Raw genomic sequence first — 19,680 nt, forward strand, 5'->3', positions numbered from 1 at the left:
GCTCTATGTCCCATATCTCATTAAAACATCTGCAGAAAATTTATGACAACAGGGTTCACGTAGTAAAAGACTTCAATCTGGAAATTGAAGACAAAGAATTCATCGTTTTTGTCGGGCCATCGGGCTGCGGAAAGTCCACTACGTTACGTATGATCGCCGGTCTGGAAGATATTACCGACGGTGATTTACTGATTGATAACGTTCGGATGAATGACATACCGGCGAAAGACCGCGGTATCGCCATGGTTTTTCAAAACTATGCGCTCTATCCCCATATGTCGGTATACGACAACATGGCATTTGGCCTGAAAATGAAGAAAGTCTCACGCGATGAAATTGATCGTCGGGTTGCTTATGCTGCCCAAATTTTGGGATTGAAAGAGTATTTAAAACGCCGTCCCAGCGCCCTTTCTGGCGGTCAGCGTCAGCGGGTTGCTTTAGGTCGGGCAATTGTACGTGACGCTAAAGTGTTTTTAATGGATGAACCATTATCCAACCTTGATGCAAAACTACGTGTACAGATGCGAGCGGAAATCTGCAAGCTTCACAGCAAGCTGAATACCACCATGATTTACGTCACCCATGACCAAACCGAAGCCATGACCATGGCAACCCGTATTGTGATTATGAAAGACGGTATCATTCAACAGGTGGGTGCTCCTAAAGCCGTTTATAACCACCCATGCAATATGTTCGTTGCCGGTTTTATTGGCTCACCTTCCATGAACTTCCTGCGCGGAGCCATTGATGGTCGTTACTTCGTTACAGAGAGCTTACGTATCGCCATCCCTGAAGATAAATACAATGCATTGACCGCTAAAAACTATCAGCGTCGTGGCGTGATTATGGGCATCAGACCAGAAGATATCTTCAACTCAGAGCAAACAGAACAGGACATTGCCGCCACCATTTCAGTCGCTGAATTAACCGGAGCTGAATTTATGCTGTATTGCACCGTTGGTGGCCACGAATTGGTCGTACGCGCCGATGCTAAAAATGATCGTCATGCCGGACAGCATATCAGCCTGAACTTCGACATGGATAAATGCCATTTCTTCGATCCGGACAGTGAGGAGGTCATTCAACAATAAAGCCCTCTGACAATACAACACATAATCAGAATTAATTAAAAGCAGTGCCTGTTTTACAGCCGGATCACTCGGCTGGGGGATCGTGCGCACTGAATAAATTTTTAAAAACATAATATTGATATAAATTACATGGAGTTAAAATGAAAAAATCCGGTTTATTACTTGGTCTTTTATTACCGTTAACCTCAACTCAGGCAGTAGAAACAGCGGCGTTGGAACCTCATCAGGATACAACTTTATCCACAGATGTTGCTCCGGGAGATAACGATAAGGGTGACAAAAATCAGTGGAGAAAAAAAATTGGAGCCATGATTGAAACTGAAAACGTGGAAGGTCAGGGTGACAAAGATGGCGCATTTGAGCCAACGGTTTATTTGAATATGTCTCATGGTAAATGGGATATTTATGGTTCTTTTTATCAGGAAGACCAGGGCGTTGATTACAGCAGTCAGAATCGTACCGATTGGTTCGATCAGTATGAGCTTGATGGTCATTATCAATTTATTGATGATCAAGATTATGCACTGGGGCTAATGCTCGGATTCCGTAACTACGTTTGGCACTATGAGGAAGACGGGAAAAACTCACCGGGAAATACTCAACGTTATACTATTCAACCGGACTGGCGCGTCACTATTACACCAAAACTGAGCTATAACGGCTGGGCCGCATTATTTAACTATTACAATCATACTGAAGGCAATGGCTATCTCGATAAAGAACTTGAAGGGGAAACCGGCCTGAAATATGCCTTTAATGATACCGTCGCCTTACAGGTTAATTATTACCTGAAACGCGGATGGAACCTGGGCGGTAGCCAACGCGGTGAATATGCCCAACAAGAAGTACGTGCTTATGTCCCCCTAACCTTTAACGTCTGGTCAGCTGGTGCCTCGGAAGTGGTTCCTTATGCTCGCCGCACGCTGGATACTTATCACTACAATGAAGATCGCGGTGTACGGGAAGGGGAAACCGATACCCGATTTGGCTTACTGTTGAATCAGGAGTTGCCTCACGGCTTTGCTGTCTCTCTGGAATATGCCTATGAATTGCAACTGCACGACCACATTGCAGATGATGCAGCAGGGAAAACTAAATTCCATTATACCGGCGTAGGAATCAGTTATAGCTTTTAATGTTACACACTAACGCCCTTCTCCTGCCAATAACTCGCTATTGGCAGGAACCAGTCACTTACTCTTCGCGCGCCAATACCGAGCGAGCCTGTGTCAAATGAGTAGAAACCAGGGTTTTAGTCGCGACTTGCTCTTTACCTGAGATTTTATCAAACAAAATATCGCTACCCGTCCAACCCAGTTCACGAGTAGGAACTTCAATTCCGCTTAATGGCGGTGACAATAACATTGAAATATTGTCATTACTGTAACCCATCACGGAAATATCATCAGGAATAGTTCGGCCGCTGTCATAAACTGCCCGATAAATGCTCATCACTTTCAGGCCATCGGTGGCAAATACTGCAGTAGGTGCGTCTTGTTGAGAAATAAGTTGCATCGCAGCAGCATAAGCACTCTCAGTGGTATAGCCGCCATCCTGAATCCAATGGGAATTGAGCGATAAATTATGCGCTTGCAAACACGCTTTATAGCCCGCCAGACGATCCACAGAAACGTGATAATCCAGCGAGGCATGTAGGCAGGCAATCTTTCTATGACCTTGTTTAATCAGACATTCAGTTAAACGATAACTGTCCTGAAAATTATCAGTATCAACCGAATAGACATTACGGTACTGACCTTCTACATTTCCGATCACTACTACCGGAACATCATAACTGTCTAATTCACGGAAAAAAGATTCATCAGCAGGCGAACTCAACATAATGATGCCTTTGATCATCTTCTGTTTAATTTTGCTGATGCACTTTTCCAGATCTTCCTGACTATTTTTAGTCGTTTGCAAAATAACATCAAATCCTTCTTCTTCTGAACGTGATGCAATAGCGTGCAATATTTCAGAGAAAAAAGGGTTACCCGAAGTCGTCTTAGTTGAACGCGTTGAAATCACCATAATGGCATCAAAACCGGAAGAAGTGAGACCCCGAGCCAGCTTATTCGGTTGATAGTTCACCTCTTCGATGGCTTTCAACACGCGCTCTCTCGCTTCATCTGAAATGTTAGTTTGCTTGTTTAATACGCGGGATACCGTCGATTTTGAGACGTTTGCCAGTCGGGCTATGTCATAAATAGTAGAAGCCACTAATAAACAACTCCGCTAATCTGATATCAGAAACAGCGGTCACTATAGACCTTAATTCTCAGAGCTGTCTATTTAACATTGAGTAAAATCGGATGAGTATCCAGATATACGACATTTCTTTACAGTATCTCCATCTTTTCTCCAACTTTCCCTCTCATTAACAGGTTAAAATACGTTAGTATTGCCGTCCTTTTCACCACGGCTCATCAAACCAATAAAAACAGAGAGTAAACGTATGAGAGGCGCTGTTCATGGCTAACTTTTTTATCGATCGCCCAATTTTTGCCTGGGTTATTGCGATTATTCTCAGCCTGTCAGGACTGCTTGCTCTCAACTCTCTGCCGGTAGAGCAATACCCTAATCTGGCTCCGCCTACGGTAAGAATCTCTGCCAGTTATCCCGGTGCCTCTGCCCAAACGCTGGAAAACTCGGTTACCCAAATTATCGAACAGAGCATGACCGGGCTGGATAATCTGCTGTATATGTCATCACAAAGCAGCAGCACCGGTAGCGCCTCGGTTACCTTAACCTTTATGGCCGGAACCGATCCCAATGAAGCCATGCAGCAGGTACAAAATAAGTTAGAAAGCGCCACACGAAAGCTCCCTCAGGATGTACAGCAACAAGGGGTTACCGTGTCAAAATCTGGCGACAGTAGCCTGATGACGGTGGCGTTTGTCTCCACGGATCACAGCATGGATCGGCAGGATATTTCCGACTATGTGGCCAGTAATCTGCAAGATCCGTTGAGCCGGATTAATGGCGTCGGCAGCGTGGATGCCTATGGTTCACAGTATGCGATGCGTATCTGGCTCGATCCTAACAAACTGGTTAACTACAAACTGACCACTAAAAACGTGGTTGATGCTATCTCATCCCAGAACCAGCAAATTGCGGTAGGTCAGGTTGGCGGTACGCCATCGGTACCCGGACAAACATTAAACGCCACCATGAATGCTCAGGCGCAGTTAGAAACACCGGAACAGTTTCGCGCGATTACGTTAAGGGTTAATCAGGATGGTTCTGTTGTCACTCTGGCTGATGTGGCTACCGTAGAGCTGGGTGCAGAAAGATACGATTATTTAAGCCGTTATAACGGCATGCCTGCCTTTGGTATGGGGATAAGACTGGCTTCCGGCGCCAACGAATTAGAAACCGATAAACTGGTAAAACAGAAGATAGAAGAACTCTCCCCTTACTTCCCCCACGGGCTAAAAGCTGAATATGCCTATGAAACCACGCCCTTTGTTCAGGCATCAATAAAAGACGTGGTAAAAACGTTACTGGAAGCTATTTTACTGGTGTTTCTGGTGATGTATCTGTTTTTACAGAACTTCCGTGCCACGTTGATTCCAACTATCGCCGTACCGGTGGTGTTGCTGGGTACTTTTGCCATCCTGTATGCTTTTGGTTTTAGTGTAAATACCCTAACCATGTTCGCCATGGTGCTGGCCATTGGATTGTTAGTGGATGATGCCATCGTGGTGGTGGAAAACGTAGAGCGGGTTATGGCAATTGAAGGGTTATCACCCAGAGAAGCAACCCGAAAATCAATGGGGCAAATTCAGAGTGCTCTGGTTGGTATCGCCCTGGTTCTGTCTGCTGTTTTCGTTCCTATGGCCTTTATGGGCGGTACCACCGGGGCTATTTACCGGCAGTTCTCTATCACCATCGTTTCCGCCATGGTGCTATCTGTGTTAGTGGCGTTGATTCTGACACCCGCACTCTGCGCCACCATGCTAAAACCGATTCCTCAGGGCCAGCTTCATGCCAAACGGGGTTTCTTTGGTTGGTTTAACCGCTCCTTTGAACGTAGCGCCAGCCAATATGAGCGGGGAGTCGCCAGGGTTATTCGCAGCAGCAGCCGCACAATTCTGGTCTATATCTTGATTATTGGCGGTATGGCCTGGCTGTTTATGAAGCTCCCGACCTCCTTCCTGCCACTGGAAGATCGTGGCGTCTTCATGACTCAAATTCAGCTACCGGTAGGTTCCACTCAGCAACAAACGCTGAAAGTGGTAGAGAAAGTTGAAAAATATCTGATGGAAGACGAGAAGAAAAATGTTCGCTCGGTATTTTCCATTGTTGGTGCCGGCCCGGGCGGTAACGGGCAAAACGTAGCACGAATGTTTGTTCGCCTGCAGGACTGGAAAGAACGTACTGCCTCCGAAGACAGCTCTTTCGCCATTATTGAACGCGCCACTAAAGCCTTTAGCCAAATCACCGAAGCCCGTGTTTTCGCCAGCAGCCCTCCGGCTATCTCTGGATTGGGCAGTTCATCAGGCTTTGATATGGAGCTGGAAGATCATGCAGGTCTGGGTCATGATGCCTTGATGAAGGCTCGTGATACCCTGCTGCAATTAGCCGCTAAAGAACCCAGTCTGACTCGGGTTCGCCATAATGGTCTGGATGACAGCCCACAGTTGCAGGTTAATATCGATCAGCGAAAAGCTCAGGCATTAGGCATAAAAATTGATGATATCAACAGTACTCTGAGAACCGCCTGGGGCTCTACTTACGTTAACGATTTTATCGACCGTGGTCGGGTGAAAAAAGTCTACGTTCAAAGTGATGCGCCTTACCGTATGCAGCCAGGAGATATCAACCATTGGTATGTGAATAACAGCAATGGAGCAATGGTTCCCTTCTCGGCATTTGCATCTTCCACCTGGACTTACGGCTCGCCACGATTAGAACGCTATAACGGTAGTTCTGCGGTAGAAATTGTAGGTGAAGCGTCACCGGGTGTCAGTACCGGTACAGCCATGGACACCATGGAAAAACTGGTGGCTCAGCTACCCGAAGGATTTGGACTGGAGTGGACCGGCATGTCCTATCAGGAACGTTTATCCGGCTCCCAGGCACCAGCGCTGTATGCGATTTCCCTGTTAGTGGTATTCCTTTGTCTGGCCGCTCTGTATGAGAGCTGGTCGATTCCATTCTCCGTTATGCTGGTGGTTCCGTTAGGCGTTCTGGGTGCTATTTGTGCCACCTGGTTGCGAGGGCTGGAGAACGATGTTTACTTCCAGGTAGGGATTTTGACCATCATCGGCCTATCGGCAAAGAATGCTATCCTGATTGTCGAGTTTGCTAATGACTTGAATCGTAGCGGTAAAGATCTCATCTCTGCCACCCTTGAAGCCTGCCGCTATCGATTACGCCCAATTCTGATGACCTCGCTGGCCTTTATGTTTGGCGTTCTGCCAATGGCTATCAGCAACGGCGCAGGCTCCGGCAGCCAACATGCTGTTGGTACTGGCGTACTGGGCGGCATGGTAACCGCCACCTTCCTGGCTATATTCTTTGTACCGGTATTCTTTGTGCTGGTACGAAAAAGATTTCCGGGAAGAAAATATATTGCTGAAGAGTAATTGGGTTATGGGGTATTACGGGTGGTGATTTGGAAGGTACTTCATAAACCAGACAAATCAGCACTTGTGAATATTCCGACCGTAAAAACACTATGCTTATATCTGCACAGGGAACGGTCGGTAAACCATCAGTATTCAGCTACTGAGAGCGTTGGGCCTGGCCGGGTTAGGGGCAGTTATGAAACACCTGACGGTGTTTCACCCTTTGGGCCAACGCAAGCGTTGTTCAAACAGGCTTTGCCTGTTTGTCCGGCAGCTAAAGCTGCTGCGACCCCAACACCCGTCCCTCCCAACGATTAGCTATCTCAAGGTATAAAACTAAACTATCGGGTTTTACGTCAGATTAATCACAATCCGAATAAATGGGTATCTACAGTAACGCCACCCTTAAAAGTAAGGTGCTTAAACCTACCCTGATACCGTCGGGAAAAAGCCATATTTAGCTGCAAAATATTCTTTATGGCGATCTAAAGAGAAACTCCCTGTCCAAACTACCGCCAAAATCAGGTATACTGGCTTCAGAATTTACCTATAGAATTAATTTATAAAGGCTTTTTCGTGTTTTACCATATTCGCAGTATGAACCCGTCTGATTTGGACGCCATTCTTGATATTCAGGCATCGGTTTATCCTTCCGATATTCTGGAAAGTCCCGAATTTTTTGAAAACCGTCTGGCGCTGTCCGCAGAAACCTGCTGGGTTGCTGCTACACCAGACCGTTTATTGGGCTATCTGGTATCTTATCCATGGATTCGTACTTTCCCACCTTCTCTCGATGGTATGCTAAATAACCTGCCTCAAGAAGCCGACAGCTGGTTTGTGCACGACTGCGCTATTTCTCCTGTCGCTCAGGGGCTCGGCGTTGGTAAGACACTGTTTACCTCTGCAAAAGAAAACGCACTGGAACAAGGTTTTCAGCATACCAGTCTGGTATCTCTGGCTCAGGCAAACAGCTACTGGCGCAGTCAGGGCTATCTACCCGTTGATCAGACACCACAACTTAGCGAAAAACTTGCAGCGTATGGCGAGAATGCCTGCTACATGTATCAGGACGTTAATAATTCTATTGGCGATAATTTAAGTCAGAAACCCTGAACACCTGCCGCTTTAAGCTGCGCAACTAAATCTAACAGCGGTGGGGAGTGAACAAATTCTACTGCCCGCTTGGCACTTTTTTCTCCCATCCCGTTCTGTTGCCAGTCGGTTGCTGTCCAGCGAAGTACATTATCCCAACCCACTTTCCGTATGATTTCCGAAGAAATAAACGTCATCCCCAATCCTGCCAACCATTGGGCAGCATCACGCTGACGGGCAATGGCAATTTGTTGCAGCACACGCCGGGAGCTGGCCTTGCCAAAACCGGGTATCGCCAACAGGTCAGCTTCTGATAACCAGAGCCACGATGTTAAATCCGTAACTTTTCCTGCAATCAATAATCGCTGCCAGGTTTTCTGACTTATGCCTTTCAAATCCAAACCTTTCTTGCCGCTAAGCCATACCAGTCGGGCGATAAACTGCTGCTCACATTCCCCTTCTGTGTTCCAACAGCTTAAAGAATGATGCTGTTCTTGGTTCGGAATTTCCGGTGGAATTCTCTCAGCTACACGCCAGACCACTTCGGTTATTTTTGGAATCCCCTGACCCGCTAACGTCACCACCACCCGATCGCCGGGAACGATATTCCATGTTTTCCAGCGTGCTATCGACCCTAAAGCAATTCGGCGTACCGTTTTATCATCAATTTTGACGGGTTTTAACTGTGCTACCACCGAGATTCGACCGGTACGCCCAATATTAAAATTGATGGCCTGCACCTCAGCGATGACCTTTTCTGTCGGATATTTCCACGCAGCAGCCCAAAGAGGTGGCTGAGCTCGCCAACGACTGCCCGATGGACGAGTCCCCTGACGAATAACAACCCCATCACGGGCAAACGGCAAAGGATTATCGAACCAGTATTGATACCAGCTTTCCGCTTCATCAACATTTGCCACCTGGTGGGTATTATCTGGCCCATACTCAAACCCCATTCTTTTTAACTGTTGCAGACGAAATACCATATCTTCCGATCCATCAGGCCAATCCCAGGCCCAAAAAGCAATATTCGCCGCTGCCTGTGGTGACAACGCTTTCGCCATCATAGCTCCGGCAACTTTAGCTCTGGCATTCTGCCCGCCATCCCGATGTTGAATATGATCCGCCAGATACCAAAACAACTCTCCCTGAACCACCACTCTTGATAAATCAGTACTAATTCGTCGGGGAATACCGTTGATATTCAAAGCATGGGCGGTCCAGTCCTCCCCTTTAATACCATCACCCCGACTGATAGCAGACACCAGGTGACTGTTTTGATATACCAGCGTAACCGCCACACCATCAATTTTTGGCTGTATCCACAGGTTAGTTCGAGATTTCATCCAATCCGCAACTGCCTGCCTGTCAGCCAGTTTTATCAGCCCGGTTTGTACAACGGGATGAAACATTGGCAGGTTTCGCTCCTCTTCGCTAAATACCGGGTTCTCCACAACATCAGGAAAACAAGTAGCCCACTGGCGTCGTTGCTCAAGCAAATGGTCATAAATATTGTCATCAATTAACGAGATACCCTGAAAATAGTAGGCTTCATTCCAGCGATGTAATTCAGCATCTAATGCCTTAACTTCACGTACTGCCTGAACATTATCCCACTCCGGACACTTGGTTAAAGCTTGCCCCCAGGCTATACCTCCGCTCAGATAGAGCAATAACCATCCAACTAACAGTTTGATAAGAAAAAACATTCCATTTACCCTCCATACAAGAAGGCTCATTTCAACGGGAAACGAAAATCAAAAACAGCACCAAACGTAAGCTCTGGAAACAAACTCGAGAAAAGGATTAATTCTTTCTGCAATGGATAATTATTTTGTGAGGGGGCTCGAAATAGCTTTAATCAACCCAACAATAAATAAAATTGATCCGTTATGGTGTGACAAGGATGTAAGCCAGACGGCAGCGGTGTATACTATGCAGGGATTTTGTACGCTTCTTTTCTGATAATTCAACGACAGTAAACAGACATCATAATGGTTAAAGGTACTCTTTATATTATTTCGGCACCCAGCGGTGCGGGAAAATCCAGCCTTATTCAGGCGCTGTTAAAAACGCAACCGACTTACGATATGCAAGTGTCGATCTCTCATACCACCAGAGAGAAACGCCCTGGTGAAGCGGAAGGTGAGCACTACTATTATGTCTCTGTGGACGAGTTTCAGCGTTTAATCGCAGAAGATGCATTTTTAGAGTACGCCGAAGTTTTTGGTAATTATTACGGGACTTCCCGGCCAATGATTGAACGGGTTCTCTCTCAGGGAATTGACGTATTTCTCGATATTGACTGGCAGGGAGCACGTCAGATTCGGGAAAAAATGCCGCAAAGCCGCAGCATTTTTATTTTACCTCCGTCAAAAGACGAATTAGTCCGTCGCCTTCAGGGGCGTGGACAAGATAGTGATGAAATTATTGCTAACCGCATGAATAAAGCAGTACAGGAAATTTCTCACTATGATGAATATGATTATCTGATCATTAATGATGACTTTGATTTGGCATTACACGACCTGAAAGCAATCATTCGTACTGAACGTTTGCGTTTAGACCGCCAAAAAATGCGAAATGAAGCATTAATCAGCAAATTATTGGCAGACTGAAGCAGGTTTCAGTATCATGCCCAGTCTTTTCTTTATCTGTGGAGCTACACACTTATGGCACGCGTAACCGTACAAGACGCTGTTGAAAAAATTGGTAACCGCTTTGACCTGGTTCTGGTCGCAGCACGTCGGGCTCGTCAAATCCAGACTCAGGGTAAAGATCCTCTGGTTCCTGAAGAGAACGACAAATATACCGTTATTGCACTGCGTGAAATTGAAGAAGGTCTGATCAACGCTCAGATTCTGGATTCTCACGCTCGTCAGGAACAGCAAGAGCAGGATGCCGCAGAAATGCACGCTGTCACCGCGATTGCTGAAGGTCGTCGTTAATCAAGGCTGCCTATTTTGTACCTGTTTGAAAGCCTTAATATACTGGCTAAACAATACTTGCCGGATGAGCAAATTGAGTGCCTCAAACAGGCATACGTTGTTGCTCGCGATGCCCATGAAGGGCAATCACGTTCCAGTGGTGAACCTTATATCACCCATCCTGTTGCTGTGGCCTGCATTCTGGCAGGCATGCGGCTGGATTATGAAACGCTGATAGCTGCGCTGCTACACGATGTTATTGAAGACACATCCGTTACTTATCAGGATGTAGAACAACGCTTTGGAAAAAGCGTTGCTGAACTGGTGGATGGCGTATCCAAACTGGATAAGCTTAAGTTTCGCGACAAGAAAGAAGCTCAGGCAGAAAACTTTCGCAAAATGATCATGGCGATGGTGCAAGATATCCGCGTCATTCTGATCAAACTGGCCGACCGTACGCACAATATGCGTACCCTTGGTTCGCTACGTCCGGACAAGCGTCGGCGTATTGCCCGTGAAACCCTCGAGATCTATAGCCCTTTGGCCCACCGTCTCGGCATTCATCACTTAAAAATCGAGCTGGAAGAGCTTGGTTTTGAAGCGCTCTATCCTAACCGTTATCGCGTACTCAAAGAGGTGGTGAAAGCCGCTCGCGGTAACCGTAAAGAGATGATTCAAAAGATCCTGTCAGAAATCGATGGTCGTCTGAAAGAGGCGGGTATTCCCTGCCGCGTCAGTGGTCGGGAAAAGCATCTCTATTCCATTTATCGGAAAATGCACCATAAAGAGCAGCGTTTTCACTCGATTATGGATATCTATGCGTTTCGCATTATCGTTAATGAAGTCGATACCTGTTATCGGGCATTGGGTCAGGCACACAGCCTGTATAAACCGCGTCCCGGCAGAGTGAAAGACTATATCGCCATTCCAAAAGCTAACGGCTATCAGTCGCTGCACACCTCTCTGATTGGGCCACATGGTGTACCGGTTGAAGTACAAATTCGTACCGAAGACATGGATCAAATGGCAGAAATGGGGGTCGCGGCTCACTGGGCCTATAAAGAGCAAGGTGAGTCCGGAACCGCAGCACAAATCCGCGCCCAGCGCTGGATGCAAAGCCTGCTTGAACTACAGCAAAGCGCCGGTAGTTCGTTTGAATTTATTGAAAGCGTGAAGTCCGATCTGTTCCCGGATGAAATCTACGTGTTTACGCCAAAAGGCCGTATTGTAGAACTTCAGGCTGGGGCTACGCCGGTTGACTTCGCCTATGCGGTGCACACCGATATCGGCCATGCCTGCGTTGGGGCGCGAGTAGATCGCCAGCCTTATCCGCTATCGCAAGAGCTGCATAACGGCCAAACCGTCGAAATTATTACTGCGCCGGGTGCTCGCCCGAATGCAGCCTGGCTGAACTTTGTTGTCAGCTCTAAAGCCCGTACCAAAATTCGCCAGATGTTAAAAAACCTGAAGCGCGATGACTCTATCGGGTTGGGGCGCCGTCTGCTGAACCATGCTCTGGGTCAGGGGCGTAAAGTCACCGATATCGATCCGAAGAACCTGAGTCGGGAGCTGAAGCGCCTGAAGTTGGCAACCCTTGATGATTTACTGGCAGAAGTAGGTTTAGGCAACGTGATGAGCGTAATGATTGCCAAAAACCTGCTCAATGACGGTTCTAACAGCGATGATGAACCGGCGGTTAATGGTCGTAAACTGGCGATTCGTGGCGCGGACGGTATTCTGTTGACCTTTGCCAAATGCTGTCGCCCGATTCCCGGTGACCCGATCATTGCCCACGTTAGTCCGGGGAAAGGTCTGGTTATTCACCATGAATCTTGTCGCAACATCCGCGGTTACCAGAAAGAGCCCGAAAAATTCATGGCCGTTGAGTGGGCAGAAGATACTGAGCAAGAGTTTATTGCTGAGATCAAAGTCGAGATGTTTAACCACCAGGGCGTGCTGGCCAATCTGACCGCTGAGATCAACTCGGCAAAATCCAATATTCAGAGCCTGAATACGGAAGAGAAAGACGGCCGGGTTTATATTGCCTACATTCGCTTAACCACGCACAACCGCGTTCATCTGGCTAATATTATGCGTAAAATTCGCATCATGCCGGATGTGATTAAAGTCACCCGCAACCGAAATTAATTGCTATGTCGCCCGAACGTTACGCCCGGATCCGCCATATGCTTGCAACCAGACAGATTGATTTAACCGTCTGTCTGGAGCAGGTACATAAACCTCATAATGTTTCCGCCATTATCCGCACTGCGGATGCCGTTGGCGTACATGAAGTTCACGCCGTCTGGCCCCATGAACGAATGAGAACTCAGGTTGCCAGCGCCGCCGGCAGCAACAGCTGGGTGCAAGTCAAAACTCATCGCGATATTCATTCTGCCGTCAGCCATCTGAAACAACAGGGAATGCAAATTCTGGCGACTAATCTGTCAGAAAAGGCGGTGGACTTCCGCGAGATCGACTATACCCTGCCAACCTGTATTCTGTTGGGTCAGGAAAAAACCGGTATTACCGCCGAAGCGCTGGCACTGGCCGATAGCGATATTATTATTCCAATGATTGGCATGGTTCAGTCGCTGAACGTTTCCGTAGCCTCTGCCCTGATTTTGTATGAAGCACAACGTCAGCGTCAGGCGGCCGGTATGTATCAGCGGGAAGGCAGCCCCTTAAGCTATCAGGAACAACAGCGTTTTCTGTTTGAAGGCGGTTATCCGGTCTTGGCTAACGTTGCCAAACGCAAAAATCTGCCGCGTCCACATATTGATGACAACGGTGAAATCGTTGCCGATGAAGCCTGGTGGACAGCGATGCAAGCGCTGAAACCTAAAGCTCAAGAGGCCTGAGATGAAAGGCCGCCTGTTGGACGCCGTGCCGCTGAATACCCTTTCGGGGGTTGGCGCCAGTCAGGCTGCAAAACTGGCCAAAATTGGCCTGTTTACCATTCAGGATCTGTTATTCCATCTTCCACTTCGCTATGAAGATCGCACCAAACTCTATCCTATCGGTGACTTACTGCCCGGCTTACATGTCACCGTGGAAGGGGAAGTGATCCGTAGTGATATCGCCTTTGGCCGCCGCCGGATGCTGACCTGCCAGATTACCGATGGTACGGGAGTACTAACCCTGCGGTTCTTTAACTTTAACGCCGCCATGAAAAATAGCCTGTCCGCAGGCAAACGGGTGAAAGCCTACGGCGAAGTGAAACGCGGTAGCCATAATGCAGAGATAATCCATCCGGAATACAGTATTCAGGGCGATTACGGCGCTATCCAACTGGAAGATACACTAACACCGGTCTACTCGACCACCGAAGGTGTTCGTCAGGCAACACTGCGTAAGCTAACCGATCAGGCATTAAAACTGCTGGAAACCTGTGCTATCAGTGAATTATTGCCTGCAGAACTGAGCGGTAAACTGATGAGCCTGCCGGAAGCGCTAAGCATACTGCATCGTCCACCACCAGATACTCAGCTTACCGATCTGGAGCAAGGGCGGCATCCAGCCCAACGCCGTCTGATTATGGAAGAATTGCTGGCGCATAATCTGAGTATGCTGGCCGCACGCGCCGGAGCACAAAGCTATAGCGCCTGGCCGCTAACTGACAATGGTTCCCTGAAATCAAACATGCTGGCCTCTCTGCCGTTTAAACCTACCGGAGCACAAAGCCGGGTAGTGGCTGATATTGAGCAGGATATGGCAAAACCGGTACCCATGATGCGTCTGGTACAGGGGGACGTTGGTTCAGGTAAGACATTGGTTGCTGCACTGGCTGCACTGGTTGCCATTGAAAACGGTAAGCAGGTCGCCCTGATGGCTCCAACCGAATTGCTGGCAGAACAACATGCCAATAATTTCCGCCAGTGGTTTGAACCGCTGGGGATTAATGTAGGCTGGTTAGCCGGTAAACAAAAAGGTAAAGCACGCCAACAGCAAATGGAGGCGATTGCTACCGGTGAAGTATCTATGGTTGTTGGTACTCACGCGATTTTTCAGGAGCAGGTGAAATTCTCCGGTCTGGCGCTGGTCATTATTGATGAACAACATCGATTTGGTGTGCATCAGCGATTAGCACTGTGGGAGAAAGGTGAAGAGCAAGGTTTTCATCCTCATCAACTGGTGATGACCGCCACCCCTATTCCCCGCACGCTAGCGATGACGGCCTATGCAGATATGGACACCTCCGTTATTGATGAGCTGCCACCAGGCCGTACGCCTGTCACTACCGTCGCGATCCCTGACTCCCGACGGGAAGAGATTATCAGCCGGGTACGAGATGCCTGTAAGCAGGAAGGTCGTCAGGCTTACTGGGTTTGTACCCTGATTGAAGAATCGGAAGTGCTGGAGGCTCAGGCCGCAGAGGCAACAACGGAAGAGCTCAAAATAGCGCTACCGGAGCTGAATATTGGTCTGGTTCATGGCCGTATGAAAGCGCAGGAAAAGCAGGATATGATGGATGCTTTCAAACGGGGCGAAGTTCAACTGCTGGTTGCCACCACCGTCATTGAAGTTGGTGTTGACGTACCAAACGCCAGTTTGATGATCATTGAAAATCCTGAGCGTTTAGGCCTGGCTCAGCTTCACCAGTTGCGTGGTCGCGTTGGTCGTGGTGCCGTCGCCTCTCACTGTGTCCTGCTCTATAAAGCTCCTCTGAGTAAAACTGCACAGAAGCGCCTTCAGGTACTGCGCGACAGTAATGATGGTTTCGTTATTGCCCAGAAAGACTTAGAGATCCGCGGCCCCGGTGAGCTATTAGGCACCCGTCAAACCGGTATTACCGAATTTAAAGTAGCCGACCTGATGCGGGATCAAAGTATGATCCCGGAAGTACAACGCACCGCCCGCTACATCCACCAAAAACATCCGCAGCACGCTCAGGCACTTATTGAGCGCTGGCTGCCAGAAAGTTCAAGATACACTCACGCCTGATTATTCATCAGCCAGACCATCGCTGACCAAACGTCGACAAATCTGTACCGCACTTAATGCTGCCAGCGTAGAGGTTTTCGGATTCGTCGCCAAAGGCTGACCATTCAACTCAATATCAAATTCCCCAAAACGCCCAGCGACATGAATATTATGGGTATTCTTTTGGGTATGGGGGTCGACAATCATTTGCACCCGGGTTTTATCCATACCGATACCCATTAACGCAATGGTTGCCGCCACATTAGCATTCGCCGGAAAAGAGCTGGCAGCCTCGCGAGCACTCCCTTCAAAAAATACCGTTGCCTGAGAGACCTTATCCAAATCAACCCGCTGCTCTGCCGGGCTTCCTCGCCAACTCGCGGGACTTTTGCGGGAGATATAGGTTACGTTATCCAATCCACCTTCACGCGCAGCAGACAGGCCATCCATACCGGCAACGGCACCGGATAAGATAATCAACTCCCCATTACCCTGAAGTGCTGCCTGACGCAGTCGGTGGAATAGCCCAGCATCAGCCAGTGCACCGGTAGAAATGAGTGCCAGCTTCCAACCCTTATTCAACACTGACTCGCCATATTCACTTACCGCTTTCTGGCTGGCGCACTCCAACACCAAGTCCGGTTGTCCCTGGCACTCATCAGGATGCGCTAATGGTATTGATTGACCATCACATAGCTGTGAAATGACCTGATGGTGATGGGGGCGAGCAACAATCCAACCCACACTGACTCCCTGAGGCAAACGGGCCATAACTTCATGAGCCATGGTGCCAAAACCAATCATCATTATTTTTTTCATGGGGAACTCGCTTCTGTTTCAATGCCACTTAGGAGACGTAAAAACAACACTATACCTGTATTTTTACTATCTCAGGGAAACTGCAATAACTATTCCTGCTTTCAAATCAACATGTTCCTGTGCAAGTACGCATAAACCGGAATAGTGTATTACAAAAATATAATTAGTTCCTTTTACTAGCGTTCACTGAGAGCTTAATTACTTAACAAGCTCATCTTTGACTATTAGGTTAAAAGCCAAAAGTACGCTCTGAACGGATAACGCTAAAAATAAGATTACAACCAGAAAAACAATGAAGGGAAAAAGAGAAACAAAATCCATAGAGTAGGTACCAAGACTAAAAATATTTGAAGCACATTCCACTCTCGCCACTTTATCTATATCTGGTACCATTACTCACATCCAGATAAATGCCCCATTGAATAGGGCCTATTTAAAGTTAAATTCAAATTATCTAATTAAATAAAAATATCAACACTCATCTAACATCTGTTTTTATCACTTTTACCGGAATCCCTGTCGCAACAGAGTTACCTTATATTTCCTTTTTTACAACAAACCTGCCCTGCTTTACATTACTATCAATTATTACATCTTCAACTATGCATACAAACCGGCCGATATAAGTGTAATCACCAATAAGTCGCGATCTTTCTTTTATTTAAACTGAACGCAGTAAATTGACTTATAGTTACATGATTATCAATAACTACCATGCGATTTATTACAACGACTATACCAGATACTATAATTATGCAGGATTCCGAACGCTTACTGTGTTTTGTTTTATCACTTTGGCAGGGACACCCACCGCCACTGAGTTATCTGGGATATCCTTAGTAACAACAGAGCCTGCTCCTATTTTTACATAGCTACCAATGACAACATCTTCAACTATGCATACTGACGGACCAATATAAACATTATCGCCAATAGTAGCTGCTTTTCCTTTATTTGAACCGATTGTAGTAAACTGACTGAGATTAACATTATTCCCAATAATCGCAGTGTGATTTATTACAATAGACATGCCATGCCCCAAATAGAAACCATAACCGATTGTAGTTTCAATCGGAATATCTAATGAATACTTTACTTTAAATCGTTTATTCTGAATTTTCGCGATAGCTCTCAAAATACTATTGTTTGCTCGCCCTAACCTTAGCCAAACTATAAATTTAAATCCTGAGTTAAAAAAATAATATCTAAGAAAATTTCTAATATTTACGTTTTCAGGACCAACATAACGAGATAAATCCTTTTTTATATACTCAATAACTTTCACAAGACGATATCCTTAATTGATTTTTCTATCCCCCATTACTATCCAAAGAATTATATATCAATTTTGCAATATAAACACTCGCAGCAAAATAAAATGTAGTAGCACAATCCAATAGAAATACAGTTTAGCTCAACCAACAATCATACATCGCAACAAACGAGCCATGGCACCAAAACCAATCATCATGATTTTTTTCATGGGGAAACTCGCTTTGATCCAATACGTAGGGTGCTGTACAGGCTGCACTATACCTGCCTTTTAATCTGTTGTAGGTAATCAAGATGACAGTTTGAATAAACAATCATAAGCAAACGATAACGCAAACGGTTGCGATAAATTTTAAAATCATTAAAATGCGCTCTTTGCAGCTTCAGAGGTTCTTCACTTTTATCATGACCAGCCTACATCCCGCACACGATGCTGTCAGTAATGCCGAAAAAATCAGTACGCCAGCACCGGCTTCCAACAGTGAACTGATTTATCATCTTGAAGATCGCCCACCGCTACCGCAAACGCTGTTTGCCGCACTTCAGCACCTGTTGGCGATGTTCGTTGCTGTTATCACGCCGGCTATGTTGATTTGTCAGGCGCTTGGTCTGCCGGCAAAAGATACTCAACACATTATCAGTATGTCGCTGTTTGCTTCAGGTTTAGCATCGTTATTGCAAATTCGCACCTGGGGCCCGGTGGGTTCTGGCTTATTGTCCATTCAGGGCACCAGCTTTAACTTCGTTGCACCATTGATTATGGGTGGAACCGCGCTGAAAAATGGCGGAGCCGATGTTCCCACCATGATGGCAACCCTGTTTGGCACTCTGATGCTGGCCTCCTGTACCGAGATTTTCCTGTCGCGTGTTCTGCATCTGGCTCAACGCGTCATTACGCCGCTGGTTTCCGGTATTGTGGTGATGATTATTGGCCTGTCGCTGATTCAGGTTGGCCTTATTTCTATTGGCGGTGGCTACAGCGCCATGTCAGAAACCAATAATACTTTTGGCTCACCCAGTAATCTGTTGCTGGCGGGCGTCGTATTAGCCACGATTATTTTACTTAACCGCCAGCGTAATCCTTACCTGCGCGTTTCTTCGCTGGTCATCGCCATGGCGATTGGCTATCTGTTGGCCTGGGCTATGGGTATGTTGCCAGAGCGTGCCAATGTAGAGAGCGAAGTGATTATGGTGCCCACTCCGCTTTACTATGGCCTTGGCATTGACTGGACGCTGCTTATCCCTCTGATGTTGGTATTTATGATCACCTCACTGGAAACTATTGGCGATATTACCGCAACCTCCGATGTATCAGAGCAACCGGTGGCGGGCCCTGTGTATATGAAGCGTCTGAAGGGTGGCGTGCTGGCTAATGGTCTGAACTCCATGCTATCAGCGGTGTTTAACACCTTCCCTAACTCCTGTTTTGGCCAGAACAACGGCGTTATTCAGTTGACTGGTGTTGCCAGCCGCTATGTGGGTTATGTGGTTTCCCTGATGCTGGTACTGTTGGGTCTGTTCCCTATTGTCAGTAGCTTTGTATTAAGCATTCCGGAGCCGGTATTAGGCGGAGCTACCATTGTAATGTTTGGTACCATTGCTGCTTCCGGAGTACGTATCGTCTCCCGTGAGACGTTGAATCGCCGGGCAATTATGATTATGGCGCTCTCTCTGGCCGTTGGCCTTGGCGTTTCTCAACAGCCGCAGATTCTGCAGTTTGCCCCAGAGTGGTTAAAAACGCTGTTATCTTCCGGTATCGCTGCCGGTGGTATTACGGCAATCGTGCTGAATCTGGTATTCCCTCACGAGAAGTAACCGACAGAATATGTTGTATCAAGCCCACCTTTACGGTGGGCTTTTTGCTTATTCAGGCGCATGATTCATAATATGTCTTAACGCATATTTCTTACTATTTTCATTGAGATTGTAGAGTAAATACGGCATAAAGAGACCTTGCTTAATTTTGTCATACGGATTCAGACC

General features: G+C 47.0%; 13 protein-coding genes and 1 pseudogene. 10 read left to right on the forward strand and 4 right to left on the reverse strand.

Annotated elements, in window-relative coordinates; translation table 11 throughout:
• Nucleotides 1-5 precede the first annotated feature (5 nt).
• Both I2494_RS07810 and I2494_RS07815 read left to right on the forward strand, forming a co-directional pair.
• On the forward strand, nucleotides 6-1,091 hold the full coding sequence (locus I2494_RS07810) for an ABC transporter ATP-binding protein (RefSeq protein ID WP_218467525.1): 1,086 nt from the start codon (nucleotides 6-8) through the stop codon (nucleotides 1,089-1,091).
• 140 nt (nucleotides 1,092-1,231) lie between these two features.
• On the forward strand, nucleotides 1,232-2,227 hold the full coding sequence (locus tag I2494_RS07815) for an OmpG family monomeric porin (protein WP_218467526.1): 996 nt from the start codon (nucleotides 1,232-1,234) through the stop codon (nucleotides 2,225-2,227).
• Nucleotides 2,228-2,285: 58 nt separating this feature from the next.
• Here I2494_RS07815 and I2494_RS07820 read toward each other — a convergent pair whose 3' ends face one another.
• On the reverse strand, nucleotides 2,286-3,311 hold the full coding sequence (locus I2494_RS07820) for a LacI family DNA-binding transcriptional regulator (protein WP_218467527.1): 1,026 nt from the start codon (nucleotides 3,309-3,311) through the stop codon (nucleotides 2,286-2,288).
• 251 nt (nucleotides 3,312-3,562) lie between these two features.
• Here I2494_RS07820 and acrD point away from each other — a divergent pair, with 251 nt between their 5' ends.
• Nucleotides 3,563-6,682, forward strand: coding sequence for a multidrug efflux RND transporter permease AcrD (gene acrD / locus I2494_RS07825; RefSeq protein ID WP_218467528.1), 3,120 nt, complete (start codon nucleotides 3,563-3,565; stop codon nucleotides 6,680-6,682).
• 558 nt (nucleotides 6,683-7,240) lie between these two features.
• The gene (locus I2494_RS07830) at nucleotides 7,241-7,777 is read left to right on the forward strand and encodes a GNAT family N-acetyltransferase (RefSeq protein WP_218467529.1); all 537 of its coding nucleotides are present in this window, start codon (nucleotides 7,241-7,243) and stop codon (nucleotides 7,775-7,777) included.
• Here the strand turns inward: I2494_RS07830 and ligB are convergent.
• On the reverse strand, nucleotides 7,765-9,465 hold the full coding sequence (gene ligB, locus I2494_RS07835; RefSeq protein ID WP_218467530.1) for an NAD-dependent DNA ligase LigB: 1,701 nt from the start codon (nucleotides 9,463-9,465) through the stop codon (nucleotides 7,765-7,767). The genes I2494_RS07830 and ligB overlap by 13 nt on opposite strands.
• Before the next feature lie 285 nt (nucleotides 9,466-9,750).
• Between ligB and gmk the strand changes: the two genes are divergently transcribed.
• Genes gmk through recG form a run of 5 tightly spaced genes read left to right on the forward strand, consistent with a single transcriptional unit; the run spans nucleotide 9,751 to nucleotide 15,627 of the window.
• Complete coding sequence (gene gmk / locus I2494_RS07840) at nucleotides 9,751-10,374, forward strand: guanylate kinase (protein ID WP_218467531.1); 624 nt, start codon at nucleotides 9,751-9,753, stop codon at nucleotides 10,372-10,374.
• 54 nt (nucleotides 10,375-10,428) lie between these two features.
• Nucleotides 10,429-10,704 (forward strand): DNA-directed RNA polymerase subunit omega, encoded by a 276-nt coding sequence (rpoZ, locus tag I2494_RS07845; RefSeq protein WP_218467532.1) that lies wholly within the window; start codon nucleotides 10,429-10,431, stop codon nucleotides 10,702-10,704.
• Nucleotides 10,705-10,719: 15 nt separating this feature from the next.
• A complete protein-coding gene (gene spoT / locus I2494_RS07850) occupies nucleotides 10,720-12,831 on the forward strand; it encodes a bifunctional GTP diphosphokinase/guanosine-3',5'-bis pyrophosphate 3'-pyrophosphohydrolase (RefSeq protein WP_130590015.1) in 2,112 nt (703 codons plus the stop codon).
• 5 nt (nucleotides 12,832-12,836) lie between these two features.
• Nucleotides 12,837-13,544 (forward strand): tRNA (guanosine(18)-2'-O)-methyltransferase TrmH, encoded by a 708-nt coding sequence (gene trmH, locus I2494_RS07855; RefSeq protein ID WP_140920493.1) that lies wholly within the window; start codon nucleotides 12,837-12,839, stop codon nucleotides 13,542-13,544.
• A 1-nt stretch (nucleotide 13,545) separates the two neighbouring features.
• Complete coding sequence (recG, locus tag I2494_RS07860; RefSeq protein WP_218467533.1) at nucleotides 13,546-15,627, forward strand: ATP-dependent DNA helicase RecG; 2,082 nt, start codon at nucleotides 13,546-13,548, stop codon at nucleotides 15,625-15,627.
• Here the strand turns inward: recG and I2494_RS07865 are convergent, their stop codons facing one another.
• Both I2494_RS07865 and I2494_RS20680 read right to left on the reverse strand, forming a co-directional pair.
• Nucleotides 15,628-16,425 (reverse strand): aspartate dehydrogenase, encoded by a 798-nt coding sequence (locus tag I2494_RS07865; RefSeq protein WP_218467534.1) that lies wholly within the window; start codon nucleotides 16,423-16,425, stop codon nucleotides 15,628-15,630.
• Between the two features lie 751 nt (nucleotides 16,426-17,176).
• Nucleotides 17,177-17,353 (reverse strand): annotated as a pseudogene (locus tag I2494_RS20680) (hypothetical protein); the annotation flags it as partial.
• 749 nt (nucleotides 17,354-18,102) lie between these two features.
• Between I2494_RS20680 and I2494_RS07875 the strand changes: the two are divergent.
• Nucleotides 18,103-19,512 carry a uracil-xanthine permease family protein gene (locus I2494_RS07875; RefSeq protein ID WP_218467536.1) on the forward strand — a complete coding sequence of 470 codons (1,410 nt, stop codon included), beginning with the start codon at nucleotides 18,103-18,105 and terminating at the stop codon, nucleotides 19,510-19,512.
• Nucleotides 19,513-19,680 lie beyond the last annotated feature (168 nt).

The organism is Limnobaculum allomyrinae, assembly GCF_016649425.1.
Taxonomy (GTDB): Bacteria; Pseudomonadota; Gammaproteobacteria; order Enterobacterales; family Enterobacteriaceae; genus Limnobaculum; species Limnobaculum allomyrinae.